The organism is Burkholderia sp. LK4 (assembly GCF_001043615.1).
GTDB lineage: Bacteria > Pseudomonadota > Gammaproteobacteria > Burkholderiales > Burkholderiaceae > Burkholderia > Burkholderia cepacia.
On record NZ_LDUL01000040.1, the window covers coordinates 1 to 21,244 of the forward strand.

The 21,244-nt window shown below is 65.9% G+C and carries 20 protein-coding genes; 10 read left to right on the forward strand and 10 right to left on the reverse strand.

Translation table 11 applies throughout. The features are described 5' to 3' along the window. Positions 1-68 precede the first annotated feature (68 nt). The 5 genes from VK92_RS20545 to VK92_RS20565 all read right to left on the reverse strand — a co-directional run bounded on the left by VK92_RS20545 (position 69) and on the right by VK92_RS20565 (position 5,961). Complete coding sequence (locus VK92_RS20545; protein ID WP_048023594.1) at positions 69-1,130, reverse strand: radical SAM protein; 1,062 nt, start codon at positions 1,128-1,130, stop codon at positions 69-71. A gap of 39 nt (positions 1,131-1,169) precedes the next feature. Next, on the reverse strand, positions 1,170-1,979 hold the full coding sequence (locus VK92_RS20550) for an alpha/beta hydrolase family protein (protein ID WP_231600588.1): 810 nt from the start codon (positions 1,977-1,979) through the stop codon (positions 1,170-1,172). A 435-nt stretch (positions 1,980-2,414) separates the two neighbouring features. After that, the gene (gene gabP / locus VK92_RS20555; RefSeq protein ID WP_021156961.1) at positions 2,415-3,806 is read right to left on the reverse strand and encodes a GABA permease; all 1,392 of its coding nucleotides are present in this window, start codon (positions 3,804-3,806) and stop codon (positions 2,415-2,417) included. Between the two features lie 412 nt (positions 3,807-4,218). Beyond that, positions 4,219-4,563, reverse strand: coding sequence for an MmcQ/YjbR family DNA-binding protein (locus VK92_RS20560; protein ID WP_021156959.1), 345 nt, complete (start codon positions 4,561-4,563; stop codon positions 4,219-4,221). A gap of 81 nt (positions 4,564-4,644) precedes the next feature. Then, positions 4,645-5,961: an MFS transporter gene (locus VK92_RS20565; protein ID WP_048023597.1), complete on the reverse strand. Its 1,317-nt coding sequence runs from the start codon at positions 5,959-5,961 to the stop codon at positions 4,645-4,647. A gap of 193 nt (positions 5,962-6,154) precedes the next feature. On the opposite strand from VK92_RS20565, the gene gcvA reads away from it, so the two are divergent. The 3 genes from gcvA to ettA all read left to right on the forward strand — a co-directional run bounded on the left by gcvA (position 6,155) and on the right by ettA (position 9,351). After that, positions 6,155-7,072, forward strand: coding sequence for a transcriptional regulator GcvA (gene gcvA / locus VK92_RS20570; protein ID WP_048023598.1), 918 nt, complete (start codon positions 6,155-6,157; stop codon positions 7,070-7,072). 112 nt (positions 7,073-7,184) lie between these two features. Continuing rightward, on the forward strand, positions 7,185-7,493 hold the full coding sequence (locus VK92_RS20575; RefSeq protein ID WP_048023599.1) for a DUF3761 domain-containing protein: 309 nt from the start codon (positions 7,185-7,187) through the stop codon (positions 7,491-7,493). Between the two features lie 190 nt (positions 7,494-7,683). Further along, positions 7,684-9,351 carry an energy-dependent translational throttle protein EttA gene (ettA, locus tag VK92_RS20580; RefSeq protein ID WP_039352138.1) on the forward strand — a complete coding sequence of 556 codons (1,668 nt, stop codon included), beginning with the start codon at positions 7,684-7,686 and terminating at the stop codon, positions 9,349-9,351. Positions 9,352-9,487: 136 nt separating this feature from the next. Here ettA and VK92_RS20585 read toward each other — a convergent pair whose 3' ends face one another. The 4 genes from VK92_RS20585 to VK92_RS20600 all read right to left on the reverse strand — a co-directional run bounded on the left by VK92_RS20585 (position 9,488) and on the right by VK92_RS20600 (position 12,824). After that, positions 9,488-10,111, reverse strand: coding sequence for an HAD family hydrolase (locus VK92_RS20585; RefSeq protein WP_021161781.1), 624 nt, complete (start codon positions 10,109-10,111; stop codon positions 9,488-9,490). Beyond that, positions 10,108-10,659, reverse strand: coding sequence for a cysteine hydrolase family protein (locus tag VK92_RS20590; RefSeq protein WP_021161782.1), 552 nt, complete (start codon positions 10,657-10,659; stop codon positions 10,108-10,110). The genes VK92_RS20585 and VK92_RS20590 overlap by 4 nt, the downstream gene beginning before the upstream one ends. 77 nt (positions 10,660-10,736) lie before the next feature. Then, positions 10,737-12,551 carry an aminopeptidase P family protein gene (locus VK92_RS20595; protein ID WP_048023603.1) on the reverse strand — a complete coding sequence of 605 codons (1,815 nt, stop codon included), beginning with the start codon at positions 12,549-12,551 and terminating at the stop codon, positions 10,737-10,739. An 18-nt stretch (positions 12,552-12,569) separates the two neighbouring features. Next, on the reverse strand, positions 12,570-12,824 hold the full coding sequence (locus VK92_RS20600) for a hypothetical protein (protein WP_021161784.1): 255 nt from the start codon (positions 12,822-12,824) through the stop codon (positions 12,570-12,572). 171 nt (positions 12,825-12,995) lie between these two features. On the opposite strand from VK92_RS20600, the gene VK92_RS20605 reads away from it, so the two are divergent. From VK92_RS20605 to VK92_RS20635, 7 genes are all read left to right on the forward strand, one after another. Next, positions 12,996-13,757 (forward strand): response regulator transcription factor, encoded by a 762-nt coding sequence (locus VK92_RS20605; RefSeq protein ID WP_021161785.1) that lies wholly within the window; start codon positions 12,996-12,998, stop codon positions 13,755-13,757. A 26-nt stretch (positions 13,758-13,783) separates the two neighbouring features. After that, the gene (gene hemA, locus VK92_RS20610) at positions 13,784-15,082 is read left to right on the forward strand and encodes a glutamyl-tRNA reductase (protein ID WP_048023606.1); all 1,299 of its coding nucleotides are present in this window, start codon (positions 13,784-13,786) and stop codon (positions 15,080-15,082) included. 93 nt (positions 15,083-15,175) lie between these two features. Then, the gene (prfA, locus tag VK92_RS20615) at positions 15,176-16,258 is read left to right on the forward strand and encodes a peptide chain release factor 1 (RefSeq protein ID WP_027788492.1); all 1,083 of its coding nucleotides are present in this window, start codon (positions 15,176-15,178) and stop codon (positions 16,256-16,258) included. Between the two features lie 7 nt (positions 16,259-16,265). Then, entirely contained in the window at positions 16,266-17,108 is an 843-nt protein-coding gene (gene prmC / locus VK92_RS20620; protein WP_048023610.1) for a peptide chain release factor N(5)-glutamine methyltransferase, read from the forward strand. Positions 17,109-17,175: 67 nt separating this feature from the next. After that, positions 17,176-17,487 (forward strand): Grx4 family monothiol glutaredoxin, encoded by a 312-nt coding sequence (gene grxD / locus VK92_RS20625; protein WP_021161789.1) that lies wholly within the window; start codon positions 17,176-17,178, stop codon positions 17,485-17,487. A 20-nt stretch (positions 17,488-17,507) separates the two neighbouring features. After that, the gene (locus tag VK92_RS20630) at positions 17,508-18,104 is read left to right on the forward strand and encodes a UbiX family flavin prenyltransferase (protein WP_048023612.1); all 597 of its coding nucleotides are present in this window, start codon (positions 17,508-17,510) and stop codon (positions 18,102-18,104) included. A gap of 219 nt (positions 18,105-18,323) precedes the next feature. Then, a complete protein-coding gene (locus VK92_RS20635; RefSeq protein WP_048023613.1) occupies positions 18,324-19,115 on the forward strand; it encodes a DODA-type extradiol aromatic ring-opening family dioxygenase in 792 nt (263 codons plus the stop codon). A gap of 111 nt (positions 19,116-19,226) precedes the next feature. Here VK92_RS20635 and VK92_RS20640 read toward each other — a convergent pair whose 3' ends face one another. Then, positions 19,227-20,825 carry an APC family permease gene (locus tag VK92_RS20640; RefSeq protein WP_048023615.1) on the reverse strand — a complete coding sequence of 533 codons (1,599 nt, stop codon included), beginning with the start codon at positions 20,823-20,825 and terminating at the stop codon, positions 19,227-19,229. Positions 20,826-21,244: the final 419 nt, after the last annotated feature.

Sequence of the window (21,244 nt, forward strand, 5' to 3'; positions counted from 1 at the left end):
AGTTGCTTAACTGAACGGCATTACCGCTGCAGCGGGCTTTTCATTTTCCGGGCGAGCGGCCCGTTGTGTCATTGCATCGTGCGACTCGAGATACGCTCAAGACGACTGCGCGGATGGTATCTCGACCAGACGAACTGACTGAAATAGCTCTCCGCCACTTCCGTCCACGTTCTGAGCCCGTCGTCTTCCTGCATAACTTGCTTGGCATTGACCAGCAACCACGACATCACGGCCTGGCTGTCTCGACACTTCGCACATTCTCCTGATGTGCAGCAGCGCGCTAGCGTATGCATGTCTGCACGATACGCGTTGAATTTCGGCAACGCGGGCCACCCCGACGTGAAACGCGTGGCGTTCTGCGGATGAGCCTCGCTGACGCTCGGGCAACTAGTATGGTCGAATGTCCCCCATGCGGTCTCCCCGCGCATGAGAGCAGCCAGATAATAGGGATGGCTCGCCACTGTTTCCGGATATTTCGCCTTCAATTCGAGCAATACATCCAGGAGCTGCTCCTCACCACGTCGGCGAAGCGGGCCGGCAACGTCGTATGGACTGTAGTAGTTGAACAGCAGTCGATTTCCGTTATCTTGAATCTTGCGCACCGTATCTTCGATATAGGCAATTCCGTCGATCGACACCGCATAGACGAAACCCGCCCGCTCGTCATTGCGATAGTTGAGTAGCGCCTTGTCAAACAAGCCCGCGAAACGCTTCCCATTCGGACCGATCGCGCGCAGTTCGTCATCGAGCGGCCCGCCACCGAATACAGAGATCGCGATGGTGATATCTTCGAAGCCCTCGATTGGAATGCGCCGAAGGCCGTTTGTCGAGACGGACACCTTCGGCATGTGTTTCCGGAATATTCTTATCCGGTCGAGATGCAACGCAGGCTCGCCGCCGATCAGCAATGGTGCGTTGACCCCGCGCTCGGCCTCGTCCTTCACGCGCGCCTCAAGACGCGACGTATCGTTTAACTCATCCGATGCGACGTCGAATTCGTTTTCGAAGAACCAGCACCCCTTGCATCGCAAGTTGCATTGATTCGTGAGATGGTAAAGCGATGCGCGCGTTTCACTCGCTTCGTTTCTGACTGCTTTGAAGCGCGCCTTCATATCTTTTGAATCGTCCATCTTGGTCTCCTGATACGAGGATGCAAGCTCGCCTGAACGTCAACCCCGCAATCCTCTGATGAGTTCCGGCCACAACGACGAATACTGGCGACGAAACATGCCGACGTGACCGATTGCTCGGCCATCGCAGTTTTCCGGACTGATGAAATGGATATTGCTTTTGGCCCGCGGCAACCATCGCAGCCAGTCTTCGATGTTGGCCGGTGTCGCGAGTGGGTCGTCGGTCGCAGCAACTACCGTGACGGGAGCGGAGAATTCGTTGTAGTGGTGCTGCGTAATGCCGACCCCGAACTCGTTCGCCATATATCCGGGGCGGCGGCACCATCGGGCCCACTGAAGCCCGACGCGTGCCGGCAAATCGTCGCCCCAACCGAGCACCCTCGCAGGCACATAGCCGAGTAGGCGTGCGGTAACCGGAACATAGAGATTCGCCAGCAACAACGCAGCGATTCGCTTCGGCCACCGGATGTTGCCGACGTATCCGGATGACGCGGAAATCGCGCATAACGAACGGATCGACGCGTGATTCGGCATCAGTCCGACCAGTTGCCCGCCCGCACTGTGACCGATCAGGTGAGCTTCGCTCGCGCCGGTTTCACGAAGAAGCCAGTCAAGCGCGGCGGGCATGTCGAGCTGGCCCCAGTCCTGTTTGCGTGCGCGCGACTGGCGAACATGGCGCATGCCGAGCGACGCCCCCATCCCCCGGTAATCGAATACGAATACTGGATACCCGATTGCATTCAGCCAATCCGAGAATGGAAAATAAAAGGATTGGCGAACGCCCGTCGCGGGGCAAATGAGAACGGGAAAGCAAGTGGCCGAGGCCACCGGAAAATACGTGCCCTTCAACGGAAATCCATCGCGGGCTTGAAATGCAACGCATACACGAGATAACGACGGCCGGTTCATCGCTCGGGTCCCGATACGATAATCACGCAAGGATGTGCCCGGCATTCCGGAACGAACATACGGCCCGATTTCTGAATTTGGTCGTGTAAAAAAGGATTCAAAATCGATTCGCCCATCGATTCACCCCGTTTATCGAGGTGATCAATGTATTAATTTTTTGCCGCCAGTAAAATCAGACGAGTTCGATTTTTGACCACAAATTTCAATGCCGCATGCTGTTACCGAACAACTCGCGTCGACACCGGAAAGCGGTACCCGTTTGTCCCGAAAAGCAAATGGCCCGACCGGCTTTCGCCGATCGGGCCATTTTTCACGCCGGTAATCTCCTCACCAGCCGACGGCAAACACTCGGTCCGCCGCCGCTTCGTCGTCACCTCACATCGCCGACACCCGCCGCCCCGCGCTCGCCTGCGCATCGCGGCCGCGCTTGTTCAGCCACGATGCCAGCAGCACGATCAGCGCCAGCACGGCCGTCGCGCCCACTTCCATCCTGTGATCCTCGCTCACGAGCATCACGGTCAGCGTGCCGCAGATGAACAGGATCACCAGCCACGTGAGCCAGGGGAACAGCCACATCCGCAGCGTCAGGTCGGCGCCGGTCGCTTCGAGCGTCTTGCGCATCCGCAGCTGCGAGATCGCGATCACGAGATACACGAGCAGCGCGATCGCGCCCGACGTCGCCAGCAGGAATCCGAAGACCTGTTCCGGCATCAGGTAGTTCGCGATCACGGTCAGGAAACCGAATGCGGTCGATGCGAGCACGGCCGCGCGCGGCGTGCCGGTCGAATCCGTGCGGTGCAGAAACGCGGGCGCGTCCTTGCGCTTCGACAGCGAGAACAGCATCCGCGACGCGGTGTACAGCGCCGAATTCAGGCAGCTCGCGACCGACACGAGCACGATCACGTCGATGATCGCCTTCGCGTTCGGGATGCCGATCAGCTCCATCGCGCGCTGATACGAACCGTGCTTCGGCAGCAGCGGATCGTTCCACGGCACGATGGCCGCGACGATCAGGATCGAGCCGAGATAGAACAGCGTGATGCGCCAGATCACCGAATTGGTCGCGCGCACGATCTGGCGTTGCGGGTTGTCCGATTCGGCGGCCGCGATCGTCACGATCTCCGTGCCGAGGAACGAGAACATCGTCGTCAGCATCGCCGCGAGCACCGCACCGGCACCGTGCGGCATGAAGCCGCCGTGCACGAACAGGTTCGATACGCCCGACACGGCAGGCGCGGGAATGATGCCGACGATCGCCGCGCCGCCGATGCACAGGAACACGACGATCGCGACGACCTTGATCAGCGCGAACCAGAATTCGAATTCGCCGTAGTTCTTGACCGAGAAGAGGTTGGTCACCGTCAGCACCAGCGTGATGCCGAGCGCGAAGACCCAGGTTGCAACGCCGGGGAACCACGCATTGAGGATGGTCGCGGCGGCGGTCGCCTCGATCGGGATCACGAGCACCCAGAACCACCAGTACAGCCAGCCGATCGAGAAACCGGCCCAGTGGCCGATCGCGCGATCGGCATAGGTGGAGAACGAACCGCTGTCCGGATGCGCGACGGCCATCTCGCCGAGCATGCGCATCACCAGCACGACCAGCACGCCCGCGATCGCATACGCGAGGATCGACGCCGGGCCGGCTTCCGCGATCGCGTGGCCGGAGCCGACGAACAGGCCCGCGCCGATCACGCCGGCAATCGACATCATCGTCACGTGCCGCTGCTTCAGGCCCGTACCGAGGCCTGTGTTGCTTCCACTCATCTGTCTCTCTCCAAAAAACGGTTCCGGTATGGCCGGGTGTCGCGTGAAGGCAGCAGGGGGAGTTGTCGTTCTTGAATCCGGCTGCGAGCGCGCGTGCATCGCACGCGGGCATGCGGCCGGATGGGACCGTTCGGATCGGCGCGCCGCGCAGTCTGCGAAGCTGCGGGTGCGATGCGGCGCGCGGTGCGCCGACGCATCGCGTGCGTCGTTTCCGTCGGCTTTCGTCAGCTGCCTTCGAAGCGAAGGAGTGTAAGCACCAAACGGTTCTTCACTAAGAACCAATTGAAGAATTTCGATGGAACCACTCGTTGCATCGACATCGATCGATGCAACGCTTGTACCCGTTCGTGCCGGCGCGCGAGCCGCGCCGAAAGCGCCCGGCGACGCCGGGCGGCAGGCCGCAACCGGCGTGTCAGTTCGCGCCGTGCGCCCTCTCGTCGCGCCATTTGGCGGGGACGACGGCCTGCCATTCTCGCAGAAGCAGTTTTTTCACGGCGTCGGGACGAGCCGCCGACAGCCGCACCAGCACGATGGGCCAGCCGACGTAGTGATCCGTCACGTAATACACGTCCGGTTCCGATTCGATCAGCCACGCGCGCTCGTCGGGGCCGACACCTTTCACGACGAGCGTGTCGCCGTCCTCGCGCAGCCGCGCGAGCATCTTGCCCCTCACCTTGAGCGCAGGCGTGCCGTACGACGTACCTTCCTCGACGCCGCGCCATGCCAGCGCGATCTGGCGGACTTCGTCGAATGTCATGAGGCCTCCCGGCTGCACTTCTTCGGTTCACGATCCGGCCACCCTACCGGAATTCGCGAAGGCACGCCGCGGGACGTGCACCTATCCGCGCGCCGCACGTGCGGCCACCGGCGCACGCCCCGTCGTCGCGACGATCGCGAAGGCGATCGCATTCACGGCGGCGCTGGCCAGGATCGGCACGAGATAGCCGCCGCCCGCGTCGTAGATGAAACCGGCCGCGGCCGGCCCGATCAGCGTGCCGAATGCGACGCTCGTATAAAGCACGCCGATAATCCCGCTCACGTTGCGCCCGCCGAAGTAGTCCATCACGACCGCCGGCAGCACGGCGACCCAGCCGCCGTAGAACACGCCGAACACGAGCGCGAACGCGGCAAGCGTCGCGACGGTGCCGGCACCGGCCCACGCGACGAGCGCGACGGCCATGCCCGCGAACATCGCGAGCAGCGACGCACGGCGGCCGAAGCGGTCGGCGAGGCCGCCGAGGAAGAAGCGGCCGGCCGTGCTGCCGACGCCGATCGCGCCGAGCAGCAGCACGGCCGTCGACGGCGCGACGCCATGATCGAGCGCGTACGGCACAAGGTGAACGAACGGGACGAACACGCCGAACGAGCAGGCGAGGCATGCGGCGTACAGGCTCGCGAACGGCCGCGACATGACGGCCTCGCGCACCGTCGCGCCGGCAGGCGCCGAAGCGGCGACCGGCTGCCGTCCCGCCGCGGCGGCGGACACCGAGGCCCCCGCACCGTGCCCGGTGACGTGCGCCCCGCCGCCGGGCTCATGCGCAGCCTCCCCGTCCGGCAGCAGCCCCCGCCCGCGCGGGTCGTTCTCGATCAGCAGCGACATCCCCGCGCCGATCACGACCGCGATCACGGCCAGCGTGAAATACGCGCCTCGCCAGCCGACCTGCGCGATCAGCGTGGACGCGAGCGGCGGCATCACCAGCGTGCCGACACCGATGCCCGCGACCGCGAGCCCCGATGCGAAGCCGCGCCGGCGCACGAACCAGCGTTGCACGGCGCCGACCGCCGGTACGTATGCGCAGCCGACGCCGAAACCGACGCCAAGCCCATACGCGACGTAGACCTGCAGCAGCGTGTGCGCGGCGCCGGCAGCCGCGAGCCCGGCGGCCGTCAGCAACATCCCGGCGACGGCGAGCCGCCGTGAGCCGAAGCGGTCGGCCAGCGGCCCGCTGACGATGCCGAAACCGAAATACAGGAAGCCGGCGAGCGAGAACACGAGCGAGATCTGGCCGCGCGACGCGGCGAAGTCCCGCTGCAGCGACTCGACGAACGCACTGAACGTATAGGCGCTGCCGAACCCGACGAACGTGACGGCGAACGCGGCCGCGACCACGTACCAGCCATAGAAGAAATGGCGCGATGCGCCCGGGCGGTTCATGACGATGCTCCTCTCAGGTCCCGCCGGACACCTCACGGCGTCCGGTTTGCCTCGTGGATATAGTTGAACTATGTTGATCGCATTGGCTGCCGCAATGCAGCCACATAGCATGCAATCGGATGCGACAACGGTACTCGCGCACACGCGCCGTCTCAAACGATATTTCATCGGTCATTCGCTTTAGAAAAACTCAATGAATCGTTCCCGCCTGCCGCCGCTCAACGCGCTGCGTGCATTCGAAGCAGCCGCCCGCCACCTGTCGGTGAAATCGGCGGCCGAGGAGCTGTCGGTCACGCCCGGCGCGGTGAGCCAGATGATCCGCACGCTCGAGACGCACCTCGGCGTGCAGCTGTTCGAGCGCGTCAACCGCGGCATCCTGCTGACGGCCGCCGGCCGCGACTACCTGCCGCCGGTGCGCAATGCGTTCCGGCAGATCGCCGACGCGTCGCAGCGCGTGTCGGGCGCCGCCGACAGCGGCGTGCTGACGGTGAGCGTCACCCCTTTCTTCGCATCCGCGTGGCTCGTCCCGCGCCTCGCGCAATTCCGGCACGCGTGCCCTGACGTCGACCTGCAGGTCGTCACGAGCCATGCGCTCGCGGATTTTTCGCGCGACGGCGTTGACGTTGCAATCCGTCATGGCCTCGGGCGCTACATCGGCCTGTGCAGCGAGCGCCTGCTGACGGTGGAGATCGTCGCGCTCGCGTCGCCCGACCTCGTCGCTCGGCTCGGCATGCCGGCGACGCCAGCCGATCTCGTCGGCTGGCCGCAGCTGCACGACGCCGAGCGCAAGGGCTGGCACATCTGGTTTGGCGCGCAGCGGATCGACGATATCGGCCCGCCGCGCGGCCCCGCGTTCGACGACTCGGGCCTGTTGCTGCAGGCGATCGTCGCCGGCCAGGGCGCCGGGCTGCTGCCGGCCGCGATGGTGCGCGGCGAGCTGGCAAGCGGCCGGCTCGTGCAGCTCGCCGACGTCGCGTGGCTCGACGATTTCGCGTACCACCTCGTCTATCCGCCGCATCACGCCGAGCGGCCGAAGGTCGCCGCTTTTCGCCGGTGGATCCTCGAGGCCGCGCAGGCCGACGGCGCGGCCTCGATGTCGGGCGCGGCGTAGCGTCACGCCGCCGCGCGGCGCCGGCACCGGCGTCGGTCGGGCGCCGATCCGCTAACATGCGGCGCGGGCCGTCCGCCCGACATCGATAACAACAAACCGACCGGGAGAGACCATGCCTGCCCTGTTCTGCCGCGCGACACGCATCGCGGCACTGTCCGCCGTCTTCTTCGTCGCCTGCGCCGCGTTGCCCCAACCCGCACACGCGTACCGCGCACCGCCCGGCTACGGCAACGAAGCCGATCTCGACCGTCACGACACGTATCGCAACCGCGACGGCGAAACCGTGCACGCACCCGCGCATTCGAAATCGGGCCGCGTGCCCGAAGGCGCGAGCGCGCGCTGCCGCGACGGCACCTACAGCTTCAGCCGCCATCGGCGCGGCACGTGCTCGGGGCACGGCGGCGTCGCCGCGTGGCTGTGAGCGCGGCCCCGGCCAAAAGGCCAGGTGTCGCGCCAGCGGCGGCCGGCGGCGAAGTACAATAGCCGTCCGCGCCGCCGACACGCGGCGACGCCGCCGCGCCGTGCGCGGCACGCTCCGTACCGAATCACCCGACGCCGCCACGCCCGCGCGCTGCGCGGCAGTCTCAACCACTTCTGACTTTCACACCCAAATGGCCCAATACGTTTTCACGATGAACCGGGTCGGCAAGATCGTGCCGCCCAAGCGCCAGATCCTGAAGGACATCTCGCTGTCGTTCTTTCCCGGCGCGAAGATCGGCGTGCTCGGCCTGAACGGCTCGGGCAAGTCGACGCTGATCCGCATCATGGCGGGCGTCGACAAGGACATCGAAGGCGAAGCGACGCCGATGCCGAACCTGAACATCGGCTATCTGCCGCAGGAGCCGCAGCTCGACCCGACGAAGACGGTGCGCGAAGCCGTCGAGGAAGGCCTCGGCGACCTGTTCCAGGCCAACAAGAAGCTCGAGGAAATCTACGCGGCGTACGCGGAGCCGGACGCCGACTTCGACGCGCTCGCCGCCGAGCAGGCGAAGTACGAAGCGATCCTCGCGTCGAGCGACGGCGGCAGCCCCGAGCAGCAGCTCGAAGTGGCCGCCGACGCACTGCGCCTGCCGTCGTGGGACGCGAAGATCGAGCATCTGTCGGGTGGTGAGAAGCGCCGCGTCGCGCTGTGCAAGCTGCTGCTCGAAAAACCCGACATGCTGCTGCTCGACGAACCGACCAACCACCTCGACGCGGAATCGGTCGACTGGCTCGAGCAGTTCCTGGTGCGCTTCCCGGGCACCGTCGTCGCGGTCACCCACGATCGCTACTTCCTCGACAACGCGGCCGAATGGATTCTCGAACTCGACCGCGGCCACGGCATTCCGTGGAAGGGCAACTACAGCAGCTGGCTCGACCAGAAGGAAGAGCGGCTGAAGCAGGAAGAAGCGTCGGAATCGGCACGCCAGAAGGCGATCAAGAAGGAACTGGAGTGGGTGCGCCAGAACCCGAAGGGCCGCCAGGCGAAGTCGAAGGCGCGTATCGCGCGCTTCGAGGAGCTGAGCAGCCAGGAATACCAGAAGCGCAACGAAACGCAGGAAATCTTCATTCCGGCCGGCGAACGCCTCGGCAATGAAGTGATCGAGTTCAAGAACGTCAGCAAGTCGTTCGGCGACCGCCTGCTGATCGACAACCTGAGCTTCAAGATCCCGGCCGGCGCGATCGTCGGCATCATCGGCCCGAACGGCGCCGGCAAGTCGACGCTGTTCAAGATGCTGACGGGCAAGGAACAGCCGGATTCGGGCGAAGTCGTGATGGGCCCGACCGTGAAGCTCGCGTACGTCGACCAGAGCCGCGACGCGCTCGACGGTTCGAAGACGGTGTTCGAGGAAATCTCGGGCGGCGCCGACGTGCTGACGGTCGGCAAGTACGAAACGCCGTCGCGCGCGTACATCGGCCGCTTCAACTTCAAGGGCGGCGACCAGCAGAAGATCGTCGGCAACCTGTCCGGCGGTGAACGCGGCCGCCTGCACCTCGCGAAGACGCTGATCTCGGGCGGCAACGTGCTGCTGCTGGACGAACCGTCGAACGACCTCGACGTCGAAACGCTGCGCGCGCTGGAAGACGCGCTGCTCGAATTCGCGGGCTCGGTGATGGTGATCTCGCACGATCGCTGGTTCCTCGACCGGATCGCGACGCACATCCTCGCATTCGAAGGCGATTCGCAGGTCACGTTCTTCGACGGCAACTACCAGGAATACGAAGCCGACAAGCGTGCGCGCCTCGGCGAGGAAGCCGCGAAGCCGAAGCGTCTGCGCTACAAGCCGATCAGCCGCTGAGCGGCGCGGCCCCGGCGCCCGGCACTGCGGCAACGCAGGAACGGGCACCGAGGCTGGTCTCGCCCCGGAAGCGGAACAACAAAAAACGGGCCGCTGGCCCGTTTTTTTATCCGGCGGCTGGCTGCCCGCTTGCCGCTTACGCCAGCGCGCCCAGGTCGCGCAGCCGTGCCTCGGTCGCCGCCGCACTCGTGTGATGAATGCCGTGCCAGCCGAGCGCCGTCGCGGCCGCGGCGTTCTTCGCGTTGTCGTCGATGAACACGAGTTCGTGCGGCGCGATGCCCGGCAAGTGCGGCTCGATCCGCGCATGCATCTCGCGGTAGATCGCCGGATCGGGTTTCACGAGCTTCACACGGCCCGACACGACGATGTCCCTGAAACGCCGCAGCACCGGGAAGTTGTCCCACGCATACGGAAACGTCTGCGCGGACCAGTTCGTCAGCCCGAACAGCGGCATCCCCTGCGCGTCGAGCCGGTCGACGAGCGCGGCGCCTTCGTCGAGCACGCCGCCGATCATCTCGTGCCAGCGCGCATAGAACGCGCGGATCAGCCCCTCGTGCGCCGGAAACTTCGCGACGAGCTCGGCCGTCCCCTCTTCGATCGTCTGCCCGCCGTCCTGGCGGACCACCCAGTCCATCGTGCACACATGCGTGAAGAACCAGCGACGCTCGGCGTCGTCGGGAATCAGTTCCCGGTAAAGGTACTCGGGGCTCCAGTCGATCAGCACGCCGCCGAAATCGAATACCACGGCCTTGATCGTCATGCGAACTCCGTCGCAAGGACGTCCGCGAGCGGGCGCGGCGTCACCGGGTTGCCCGACAGCGAATTGTTTTCCCATACGAAGTGATGATGCGCGACGATCTGCGCGGCCGACAGGTGCGTGCGCTCGTTCGTGGTGTGCAGGTCGGACACGACGGTCGTCCGGTAGCCGAGCAGCGCTGCGCGGCGCGCGGCCGAATCGACGCAGAACTCGGTCGCATAACCGCAAATCAGCACCGAACGGATGCCGTGGCGCTCGAGTTGCGCCGCGAGCGGCGTATCGTGAAACGAATCGCTCATCTGCTTGCGCACCCGCCAGTCGCCGTTCCCGACGACCAGCCCCGCGTGCAGTTCCCAGCCCGGCGTGCCGGGCACGACGTCGTCGTCCGCGTCGCCGTCGTGCTGCACGAAGCACACGGGCGCGTTCGCCGCACGCGCCGCCGCCGTCAACCGGTTGATGCCCGACACCACGTCATCGAGCCGGTACGCGGGCCTCGCCCGCTCCACCAGCCCGCGCTGCATGTCGACCACGATCACTGCAGTGTCCGCCATTGCTTGCCCTCGTCGTTATTGTCCGGCCGTCGTTCGACCGCTATCCAATCGTTACTCGGCCGCTACCGCGCGTTGCATCAGATCGGCTGCGTGCGTGCGTCGAGCCACGCCTTCGCGTCGCCGCTCAGGTGCCGGCCGACGCGCTCGCGCACCGTTGCGTGATATGCGTTCAGCCACGCGCGTTCTTCTTCATGCAGCATCTCGATCAGCACGCAGCGCGTGTCGATCGGGCACAGCGTCAGCGTCTCGAACGCGAGGAAATCGCCGAACTCGGTCTGCCCGGCCGCGCGGTTCACGACCAGGTTCTCGATCCGGATGCCCCACTGGCCGGGACGGTACACGCCCGGCTCGATCGACGTGATCATGCCCTCTTCCATCGCCGTGTACGGCTCGGCCGGCGCGTAGTGCGAGATCACCTGCGGGCCTTCGTGCACGTTCAGGAAGTAGCCGACGCCGTGCCCCGTGCCGTGCCCGTAGTCGAGCCCGGCCGCCCACATCGGCGCGCGCGCGATCGCGTCGAGCATCGGCGAGCGGATACCGCGCGGGAATCGGGCACGCGACAGCGCCATCATCGATTTCAGCACGATCGTGAAGTCGCGCCGCTGCAGATCGCTGACGGTGCCGACCGGCACGACGCGCGTGATGTCGGTCGTACCCGTCACGTACTGGCCGCCCGAATCGATCAGCAGCAGCCCGTCGCCGGCGATCGTCGCGTGCGACTCCGGCGTCGCGCGGTAATGCGGCATCGCGCCGTTCGCGTTGAAGCCCGCGATCGTCGCGAAGCTCGGCGACACATAGCCGGGGCGCCGCGCGCGCGCGGCAGTGAGCTTCTCGTCGATCGTCAGCTCGGTGATCGTCTCGCGGTTCACGGCCTGTTCGAACCAGGTGAAGAATTCCGCGAGCGCGGCGCCGTCGTGCTCCATCGTCACGCGCACGTGCTCGATCTCGGTGGATGTCTTGCGCGACTTCGCGAACGTCGACGGATTCACGGCCTCGACGAGCTTCACGCCGGCCGGCACGGCCTCGAGCGTGCCGAACGTCACGCGGCGCGGATCGATCAGCAGCGTCGCGCCGTCGGGCAGTGCCGCGAGCGCGGCGCGCGCGGCGTCGTAGGCGCGAACGTCGACGCCGTCCTGCGCGAGCGACGCGGCCAGTGCCGGCGACACCTTGCCGTCGGCGACGAACAGCGTCGCGCGATCGGCGCCGATCATTGCGTGCGCAACGAATACGGGATTGAAGTTGACGTCGGCGCCGCGCAGGTTGAACAGCCATGCGAGATCGTCGAGCGTCGAGACGAAATGCCACTGCGCGCCCTGCGCATGCATCGCGCGGCGCACTTCGGCCAGCTTGCTCGCGCGCGTCGTGTCGGCCTGCGGCGCCGCGTGCTCGAACACCGCATCGCCGGGCAGCCCCGGCCGCTCGGGCCAGATCGCGTCGAGCAGGTCGAGATCGGTGCGCAGCGCGATGCCGCGCGCGTTCAGCGCGGCCGTCAGCCCGCGTGCGGCCGCGACGCCGAGCACGGCGCCGTCGACGCCGACGGTTGCACCCGCCGCCACGTTCTGCGCAAGCCAGTCGACGTGCGGCGCGCTCTGCTGCCCGCCCGTCATCTTCATCAGTTGCACGCCCGTGCCGGCCAGTTCGGCGTCGGCCTGCACCCAGTAGCGGCTGTCGACCCACAGCCCCGCGAAATCCGCGGTTACGACCAGCGTGCCGACCGAGCCCGTGAAGCCGGACAGCCAGCGGCGGGCCTGCCAGCGCTCCGGCAGATACTCGGACAGATGGGGATCGGCGGACGGCACGAGATAGGCGGCCAGGTCCTCGCGGACCATCGCGCCACGCAGCAGCGCGAGACGGGCCGGCACCGGCGAGACTTCGGGAAGACGGGCATTCATGATTTCACCTGAGAGCATTCAGCGACGGGCCGACAGCGCAACCGTCACGGCTACTGCGAGGAACGCGACGCCGGTGCAGACCGGCCATTCGAGCGTCTCGCCATCGTAAAACAGTCCAGAGAGATTGCCGGCCATGCGGGCCGCGGCCGCGCCGACGATACCGGCGAGCACCGCGATCCACCATGCCGGCCGGGCCGTGCGCCGCATCGGATGCAGCCATCGGCCGAACAGCCCGACGGCCGCTCCCAGGACAAGGATTCCAAACCAGTTCATTCAACGCCTTCGATAAATTCGGATTCGTCCCATAGGCGTGAACGTTGCCAGCGGCTAGCATCGATTCATCCATCGAACCCGAGACCAGCCGGGTGCCGCGAACGTTCGAGTGTAGGGGCCGACTCGACGTTATGGCAAGCGCGCACCAGCTGCCGTATTGAAGAAATTCTCATGCGAATCGCTCTGATCGATCCGGACGCGCGCCATGCCGCGCTCCTGAACCGCCTGCTCTTTGCGGGCGGTCACGTATGCCACGCGTTTCCGTCCAGTACGGCGTTCTTCGAGTGGCTCGCCGCCAATACCTGCGACATGCTGATCACCGGCCACTGGGCCGGCGACCAGCCGGCCGAGGAAGTCATTCCGCGCGCGCAGGCAGTCCTGCCCGGGCTGCCGGCGATCGCCGTGATGCAGATGCCGCGCGAAAGCGAGATCGTATCGTGCCTGCACGCGGGCGCCGACGATTGCCTCGTGCGCCCGGTGAGCGGGCCCGAGCTGCTCGCGCGCGTCAACGCGCTGAGCCGGCGCGCCGGCGTGCGCCGGCCGCCGGCCCGCTCGCGCGAAATGTATGGCGAATACGCTTTCGACGCCACGCACTGCCTCGTTCGCTTCGGCAACGCAATCGTTTCACTCACGCCGAAGGAGTTCCGTTTTGCGCAGTTGCTGTTCGCGAACCTGTCGCGGCCCGTGTCGCGCGCCCATATTCTCGAAACGGTGTGGGCGCGCCGCCGCGACACGAAGTCGCGCACGCTCGATACCCACGCGTCCCGGCTGCGCAGCAAGCTGCACCTGCTTCCGGAGCGCGGCTACCGGCTGCTGCCGCTCTACGGCTATGGCTATCAGCTCGACCGCGTGCCGATCGAGCCCCCAAATTCCCGGCCCCGCCACGCCGATGCCCGGTATGCCGCGAGTGAGGAAATCGCTGAAACGCTATAATATGGGGCTAAACGATAGCCCTCGATATGCAACTCCTCACGATCGGAATCAATCACCACACTGCGCCTGTCGCCTTGCGCGAACGCGTGGCGTTTCCGCTCGAGCAGATCAAGCCGGCTCTCGTCACGTTCAAGAACGTGTTTCTCGGCCCCCAGGCGCCCAACACGCCCGAAGCGGCGATCCTCTCCACCTGCAACCGCACCGAACTGTATTGCGCGACCGATGATCGCGCCGCACGCGAAGGCGCGGTCCGCTGGCTGTCGGAGTATCACCGGATTCCGGTCGACGAGCTCGCACCGCACGTCTATGCGCTGCCGCAGTCGGAAGCAGTCCGGCACGCGTTCCGCGTCGCATCCGGCCTCGATTCGATGGTGCTGGGCGAAACCCAGATTCTGGGCCAGATGAAGGATGCCGTCCGCACCGCGACGGAAGCCGGCGCGCTCGGCACCTACCTGAACCAGCTGTTCCAGCGCACGTTCGCGGTGGCGAAGGAAGTGCGCGGCACGACCGAAATCGGCACGCAGTCGGTGTCGATGGCCGCCGCCGCGGTGCGCCTCGCGCAGCGGATCTTCGAAAAAGTGTCCGATCAGCGCGTGCTGTTCATCGGCGCCGGCGAGATGATCGAGCTGTGCGCGACGCACTTCGCCGCACAAGGCCCGCGCGAACTCGTCGTCGCGAACCGCACGGCCGAACGCGGTCAGCGCCTGGCCGAACGCTTCAGCGGCCGCGCGATGCCGCTCTCGGATCTGCCGACCCGCATGCACGAATTCGACATCATCGTGTCGTGCACGGCGTCGACGCTGCCGATCATCGGCCTCGGCGCAGTCGAGCGCGCGGTGAAGGCACGCCGCCACCGGCCGATCTTCATGGTCGACCTCGCGGTGCCGCGCGACATCGAGCCCGAAGTCGGCAAGCTGAAGGACGTGTTCCTCTATACCGTCGACGATCTCGGCGCGATCGTGCGCGAAGGCAACGCATCGCGCCAGGCTGCGGTTGCGCAGGCCGAATCGATCATCGAAACGCGCGTGCAGAATTTCATGCAATGGCTCGACACGCGCAGCGTCGTGCCGGTGATCCGTCACATGCATACGCAGGCCGACGCGCTGCGCCGGGCCGAAGTCGACAAGGCGCAGAAGCTGCTCGCGCGCGGCGACGATCCGGCCGCCGTGCTCGAAGCACTGTCGCAGGCACTGACCAACAAGCTGATCCACGGCCCGACGAGCGCGCTCAATCGCGTGAACGGCGCCGATCGCGATTCGCTGATCGACCTGATGCGCGGCTTCTACCAGCACGCACCGCGCTCGAACGACCAGTCCGGCCACTAGCGCCGGCCGGTCGCCCTGCCGCCGGCCGGTCGTTGTCCCGCCGCCGGCCTATCCTTTCCGAATACCCCTTGCCCGGGAGCGCCGCTCCACACCATGAAGACGAGCATGCAACGCAAGCTCGACCAGCTTTCCACACGGCTGGCCGAACTGAACGACCTGCTGAGCCGCGAAAACGTCACGGCCGACCTCGACCAGTACCGCAAGCTGACGCGTGAACATGCGGAACTCGGCCCGGTGGTCGAACAGTACGCGCTGTGGCGCCAGTCGCGCAGCGACGAGACGGCCGCGCAGGAGCTGCTCGGCGATCTGTCGATGCGCGACTTCGCGGAAGACGAAATCCGCAGCGCGCGCGAGAGCATGACCCGCCTCGAGACCGAGCTGCAGAAGATGCTGCTGCCGAAGGATCCGAACGACGACCGCAACATCTTCCTCGAAATCCGTGCGGGCACGGGCGGCGACGAATCCGCGCTGTTCGCCGGCGACCTGCTGCGCATGTACCTGCGCTTCGCGGAACGCCAGCGCTGGCAGGTCGAAATGATGTCGGAGAGCGCATCGGATCTCGGCGGCTACAAGGAAGTGATCGTGCGGATCGCGGGCCAGGGCGCGTATTCGCGCCTGAAGTTCGAATCGGGCGGCCATCGCGTGCAGCGCGTGCCGGCAACCGAGACGCAAGGGCGCATCCACACGTCCGCGTGCACGGTCGCGGTGATGCCGGAAGCCGACGAAATCGGCGAGGTCGAGATCAATCCGGCCGACCTGCGGATCGACACGTTCCGCGCGTCCGGCGCGGGCGGCCAGCACATCAACAAGACCGATTCGGCGGTGCGCGTCACGCACATCCCGACCGGGATCGTCGTCGAGTGCCAGGACGACCGTTCGCAGCACAAGAACAAGGATCGCGCGCTGAAGGTGCTCGCCGCGCGCATCAAGGACAAGCAGTATCACGAGCAGCACGCGAAGGAAGCCGCGACGCGCAAGAGCCTGATCGGCTCCGGCGACCGCTCGGAACGGATCCGCACGTACAACTTCCCGCAGGGCCGGATGACCGACCACCGGATCAACCTGACGCTGTACCGGCTCGAGGCGATCATGGACGGCGACCTCGACGAACTGATCAGCGCGCTGGTCAGCGAGCACCAGGCCGAACTGCTCGCGTCGCTCGGCGACGCCGACTGAGGTCACGATGCCCGACACGACCGCCGACGAACTGCTGCGCGCGTCCGCGCTCGACGCGGTCGATGCGCGCGTGCTGCTCGCGCACGCGCTTGGCTGGACCCGCACACAACTGATCACGCGCGGCGACGCGCCGCTCGATGCGGCCGCGGTCGAACGCTACCGCACGCTCGAGGCACGCCGCATGGCCGGCGAGCCGGTCGCGCAGCTCGTCGGGATGCGCGAATTCTTCGGCCGGCCGTTCGACGTGACGCCCGACGTGCTGATCCCGCGCCCTGAAACCGAACTGCTCGTCGAAGCCGCACTCGATGCGATCGACGGGCTGCCGCATCCGGCGGTGCTCGATCTCGGCACAGGCAGCGGCGCGATTGCCGTCTCCATCGCCGCCGAGCGGCCCGACGCCCGCGTGTGGGCGCTCGACCGTTCGCCAGCCGCACTCGAGGTCGCGCAACGCAACGCAAGCAAGCTGCTCGACGCGCACCGCCCCGGCGGCCCGCTGCACTGGCTGCAGAGCGACTGGTACGCGGCGCTCGATCCTGCGCTCGCCTTCGACACGATCGTCAGCAATCCGCCGTACATCGCGCAGCACGATCCGCACCTCACGCAGGGCGACCTGCGTTTCGAGCCGCGCGGCGCACTCACCGACGATGCCGACGGCCTCAGCGCGATCCGAACGATCGTCGCGGGCGCCGGCACTTACCTGAAACCGGGCGGCACGCTCTGGATCGAGCACGGTTACGACCAGGCCGAGGCCGTGCGCGCCATACTCGCATCGCACGGCTTCGTCGCGGTCGAATCGCTCGCCGATCTGGCCGCAATCGAACGCACGACAGGCGGCCGCCTGCCGGGCTGATGCCCGGCCCGTCCGGTTGAAATCCGCTATCATTTCGATCTAACGCCCCGCAAACGCAAGGTCAGTCATGGACACCCAACAACGTATCAAGCAAATCGTCGACGAAAACCAGGTCGTGCTCTTCATGAAGGGCAACGCGCAATTCCCGATGTGCGGCTTTTCGGGCCGCGCCATCCAGGTGCTGAAGGCCTGCGGCGTCGATCAGTTCAAGACGGTCAACGTGCTCGAAGACGACGAGATCCGCCAGGGCATCAAGGAATTCTCGAACTGGCCGACCATCCCGCAGCTCTATGTGAAGGGCGAATTCATCGGCGGCTCGGACATCATGATGGAGATGTACCAGTCGGGCGAACTGCAGCAACTGTTCGCCGCCGCGTAATACGCCCCGCCCCCTTTTCGATGGCATCTCCCAGCGCGCCGCCACGCCGGCTGATCGTCGCGATCACCGGCGCCACCGGCGCGATCTACGGCGTACGGCTGCTCGACCTGCTGCGCGCCGCCGGCGGCGTCGAAACGCACCTGCTGATTTCGAACGCCGGCTGGCTCAACATCCAGCACGAATTGAAGCTGTCGAAGGCCGAAATCGAAAGCCGTGCGGACGTCGTGCACTCGGTGCGCGACGTCGGCGCGACGATCGCATCGGGGTCGTTCGCGACCGACGGGATGGTGATCGCGCCCTGCTCGATGAAGACGCTCGCGAGCGTCGCGCACGGGCTGTCCGACAACCTGATCACGCGCGCGGCCGACGTCACGTTGAAGGAGCGCCGCCGCCTCGTGCTGATGGTGCGCGAAACGCCGTTCAACCTCGCGCATTTGCGCAACATGACCGCCGTGACCGAAATGGGCGGCATCGTCTTCCCGCCGCTACCCGCGTTCTACGCGATGCCGAAGACGATCGAGGAACTCGTCGACCAGACCGTCACCCGCGTGCTCGACCTGTTCGCGCTCAGTGCACCGATGACGACGCCGTGGGCCGGCATCCGGCCGGCGCAGTAAGCCGCTCGCCGCGGCGCTTCTGTGCCGTTCTTCGCGCATCTTCGCCGGTTCACCTGCCTTCCGTGCTGAATCGACCACCTCGAGCCCCCGTCCGCCCTCGCGTTCGTGAAATCGGCCCGATTATCAACCAATACGACTCAATCAAATTCCTCGCGACGGATTTATCAATGCCCGGTGCGCGCCTATAGTCACAGGCAAATCCCTTTGCAGGCCACCACCATGAACCGCTTGCCTTCGCTCTACCTGTCCCACGGCGCCCCGACGCTGCCGATCGACCCGACGCTGCCGTCCGGCGCGTTCACCCACCTTGGCGCCGAATTGCCGCGCCCGCGCGCGGTACTGATGCTGTCCGCGCACTGGGGCACGCAGCGTCCCGTCGCCAGCGTCGCCGCGCATCCCGAAACGATCCACGACTTCTACGGCTTTCCGCAGGCGCTGTACGACATCCGCTACCCGGCGCCCGGCGCGCCCGACGTCGCCGAGCGCGCGGCCGGACTGCTGAATGCGGCCGGCATCGCCACCGCGACGACCGAGCACGGCCTCGACCACGGCGCGTGGGTACCGATGCTGCTGATGTTCCCGGAAGCCGACGTGCCGGTGGCACAGCTGTCGATCCAGCCGCGCGCGGATGCGGCGCACCACTTCGCGCTCGGCCGCGCGCTGCGACCGCTGCGCGACGAAGGCGTGATGGTGATCGGCTCCGGCCAGATCACGCACAACCTGCGCGCCGCCGATTTCGGTGCGGCACCGGAAGATGCGGACCCGCGCGTCGCGGAATTCACCGACTGGTTCGAGGCGAAGCTGGCCGCACGCGACGTCGACGCGCTGCTCGACTACCGTCGGCAGGCGCCGCATGCCGCGCTGATGCATCCGACCGACGAGCATCTGCTGCCGGTGTTCACGGCGCTCGGCGCGGCGGACGACGACTACCAGCTCGGCATCCAGTCGCTCGGCACGTACCAGCGCGTGCTCGCGATGACGAACTACGTGTTCGCCGGCACGGCCGCCTGACCAGCGGACGGCGACCGTCGACCGCCCAACAAAAAGCCCGCCCGAGCATCGCTCGGGCGGGCTTTTTTACGCTGCTTGCTGCCGCCGCCGGATCCGGCGGCAGGTCACGCGTCAGGCACCGACCCCTTCGAGGATCTCGTCGTGCGACTCGCGCTCGTCGAGATACTGGGTCCGGTAGCCCGTATTCACACCCCAGAAGTAGAAAACCAGCGAGATGGCCGCGACGATCAGCATGTCCCAGCCGTACGGCAAGTAGCCGTGACCGCCAAATTCCTTGCTGCCGATCAGCGACAGCACGGCCATCGTCGGCAGGTACGCGACCAGCCACCATGCGGCCTTCAGGTCAGCGCCCCAGCCGGTCCAGCCCGATTTCGCCTGGAAGTAGAAGTACACCGGCAGCGCGACGATCATCAGCAGGATGATTTCGCCCGTCAGCGGCCACTTCGCCCAGTACAGGATCAGCGATGCGCACACGAATGCGAACGGGGCGATCAGCTTCATCAGCGGAATCGACAACGGACGCTCGATGTCGGTCGCGGAGCGGCGCAGCGCCATCAGGCTGATCGGGCCGGTCAGGTACGAGATCACCGTCGCGACCGAGATCACCGCCGCGAGCGAGCTCCAGCCGCGGAAGAAGAACAGGAAGATGAACGACACGAGCAGGTTGAACCACATCGCCTGACGCGGGACGCCGTAGATCGGGTGCACGTTGCCGAACATCTTCGGCATCGTGTTGTTGCGCTCCATCGCGTAGATCATGCGGGTGGTCGTCGCCATGTAGGTCGTCCCGGTGCCGCTCGGGCTGATGAACGCGTCGACGTACAGCAGGATCGCCAGCCAGTTCAGGTTCAGCGCGATCGCGAGTTCCGCGAACGGCGACGAGAAGTTGAAGTGCGCCCAGCCCTTCGCGACGTCGGCCGGATTCACCGAACCGATGTAGGCCATCTGCAGCAGCACGTAGATCACGAGTGCGAGCAGGATCGACGTGATCACCGCGAACGGCACGCTGCGCGACGGGTTGCGCGCTTCGCCGGCCAGGTTCACCGGGCTCTGGAAGCCGTTGAACGCGAACACGATACCGCTCGTCGCGACTGCAGTCAGCACGGCCGACCAACCGTACGGCGCGAAGCTCGAATTGGATGCGGTGCCGAGGTTCTCCGCATGGAAGCTCGTCAACATCAGGCCGAGGATCGTGAGGCCAGGGATCAGGAACTTGAAGATCGTGATCGCCGTGTTCGCCCGCGCGAAGGCCTTGACGCCCCAGTAGTTCAGCATGAAGTAGATGACGACCAGCACGGCCGACAGCAGCAGGCCGAGTGTCTGTAATTCGCCGTTCACGAACAACGCATGCGCCCACGGATACGGCCACGTGCTCATGTACTGGATCGACGCTTCAGCCTCGATCGGGATCACGGATACGATCGCGATCCAGTTCGCCCACGCACTGATGAAGCCCACCAGCGAACCGTGCGAGTAGCGCGCATAGCGCACCATGCCGCCCGACTCGGGGAACATCGCGCCCAATTCCGCGTAAGTCAGTGCAATCGCGAGAATCACGACAGCGCCGATGATCCAAGCGCAGATCGCCGCCGGACCGGCAATCTTCGCGGCCTTCCAGGCGCCGAACAGCCAGCCCGAGCCGATAATCGAACCCAGCCCCGTCAGCATCAATGCAAACGGGCCGATGTTCCGTTGAATAGAACTCTTCACATCCTCTCCTGTGTCTCAAAAAGCATGGTCGGCCCGCGGTCCGGGATCGGCTCGGACTGCACCGCGCACGCATTCTTGGGGGGACGCGTCACCCGATCAGGGCAACCCGTCCGCGCGGCGCGTAGTTTAACGGTTGCACCTCGGGCGTGGCGCCAAAATCGTTCGGCCCCTACAAAAAATTCGCATCGTTTGCAAGCTTTGTAAACCTGATCTCCGCAATAACCCTGAGTTCATGGAAATACGGTTGACCACGCGGGTGATAAGCCGTATAAAGGACTTCGCAGGATTTCAAGTGGCGAGTGAATTGGTTCTTTCGTAGTTCGCCCATCAACGGTACTCCGGTTGGTCCTATTACCCCTTCCTTGATTTTCCGCACACCATGGGCTTCGGCCCCGTTTTATCTTTTTAGGAACAAGTAA

Excerpts from the sequence above, each read along its gene's own strand:
- VK92_RS20545 (WP_048023594.1), bottom strand. The coding sequence starts at position 1,130 with ATGGACGATTCAAAAGATATGAAGGCGCGCTTCAAAGCAGTCAGAAAC.
- gabP (WP_021156961.1), bottom strand. The coding sequence starts at position 3,806 with ATGAGTGGAAGCAACACAGGCCTCGGTACGGGCCTGAAGCAGCGGCAC.
- VK92_RS20560 (WP_021156959.1), bottom strand. The coding sequence starts at position 4,563 with ATGACATTCGACGAAGTCCGCCAGATCGCGCTGGCATGGCGCGGCGTC.
- VK92_RS20565 (WP_048023597.1), bottom strand. The coding sequence starts at position 5,961 with ATGAACCGCCCGGGCGCATCGCGCCATTTCTTCTATGGCTGGTACGTG.
- gcvA (WP_048023598.1), top strand. The coding sequence starts at position 6,155 with ATGAATCGTTCCCGCCTGCCGCCGCTCAACGCGCTGCGTGCATTCGAA.
- VK92_RS20575 (WP_048023599.1), top strand. The coding sequence starts at position 7,185 with ATGCCTGCCCTGTTCTGCCGCGCGACACGCATCGCGGCACTGTCCGCC.
- ettA (WP_039352138.1), top strand. The coding sequence starts at position 7,684 with ATGGCCCAATACGTTTTCACGATGAACCGGGTCGGCAAGATCGTGCCG.
- VK92_RS20585 (WP_021161781.1), bottom strand. The coding sequence starts at position 10,111 with ATGACGATCAAGGCCGTGGTATTCGATTTCGGCGGCGTGCTGATCGAC.
- VK92_RS20590 (WP_021161782.1), bottom strand. The coding sequence starts at position 10,659 with ATGGCGGACACTGCAGTGATCGTGGTCGACATGCAGCGCGGGCTGGTG.
- VK92_RS20595 (WP_048023603.1), bottom strand. The coding sequence starts at position 12,551 with ATGAATGCCCGTCTTCCCGAAGTCTCGCCGGTGCCGGCCCGTCTCGCG.
- VK92_RS20600 (WP_021161784.1), bottom strand. The coding sequence starts at position 12,824 with ATGAACTGGTTTGGAATCCTTGTCCTGGGAGCGGCCGTCGGGCTGTTC.
- VK92_RS20605 (WP_021161785.1), top strand. The coding sequence starts at position 12,996 with ATGCGAATCGCTCTGATCGATCCGGACGCGCGCCATGCCGCGCTCCTG.
- hemA (WP_048023606.1), top strand. The coding sequence starts at position 13,784 with ATGCAACTCCTCACGATCGGAATCAATCACCACACTGCGCCTGTCGCC.
- prfA (WP_027788492.1), top strand. The coding sequence starts at position 15,176 with ATGAAGACGAGCATGCAACGCAAGCTCGACCAGCTTTCCACACGGCTG.
- prmC (WP_048023610.1), top strand. The coding sequence starts at position 16,266 with ATGCCCGACACGACCGCCGACGAACTGCTGCGCGCGTCCGCGCTCGAC.
- grxD (WP_021161789.1), top strand. The coding sequence starts at position 17,176 with ATGGACACCCAACAACGTATCAAGCAAATCGTCGACGAAAACCAGGTC.
- VK92_RS20630 (WP_048023612.1), top strand. The coding sequence starts at position 17,508 with ATGGCATCTCCCAGCGCGCCGCCACGCCGGCTGATCGTCGCGATCACC.
- VK92_RS20635 (WP_048023613.1), top strand. The coding sequence starts at position 18,324 with ATGAACCGCTTGCCTTCGCTCTACCTGTCCCACGGCGCCCCGACGCTG.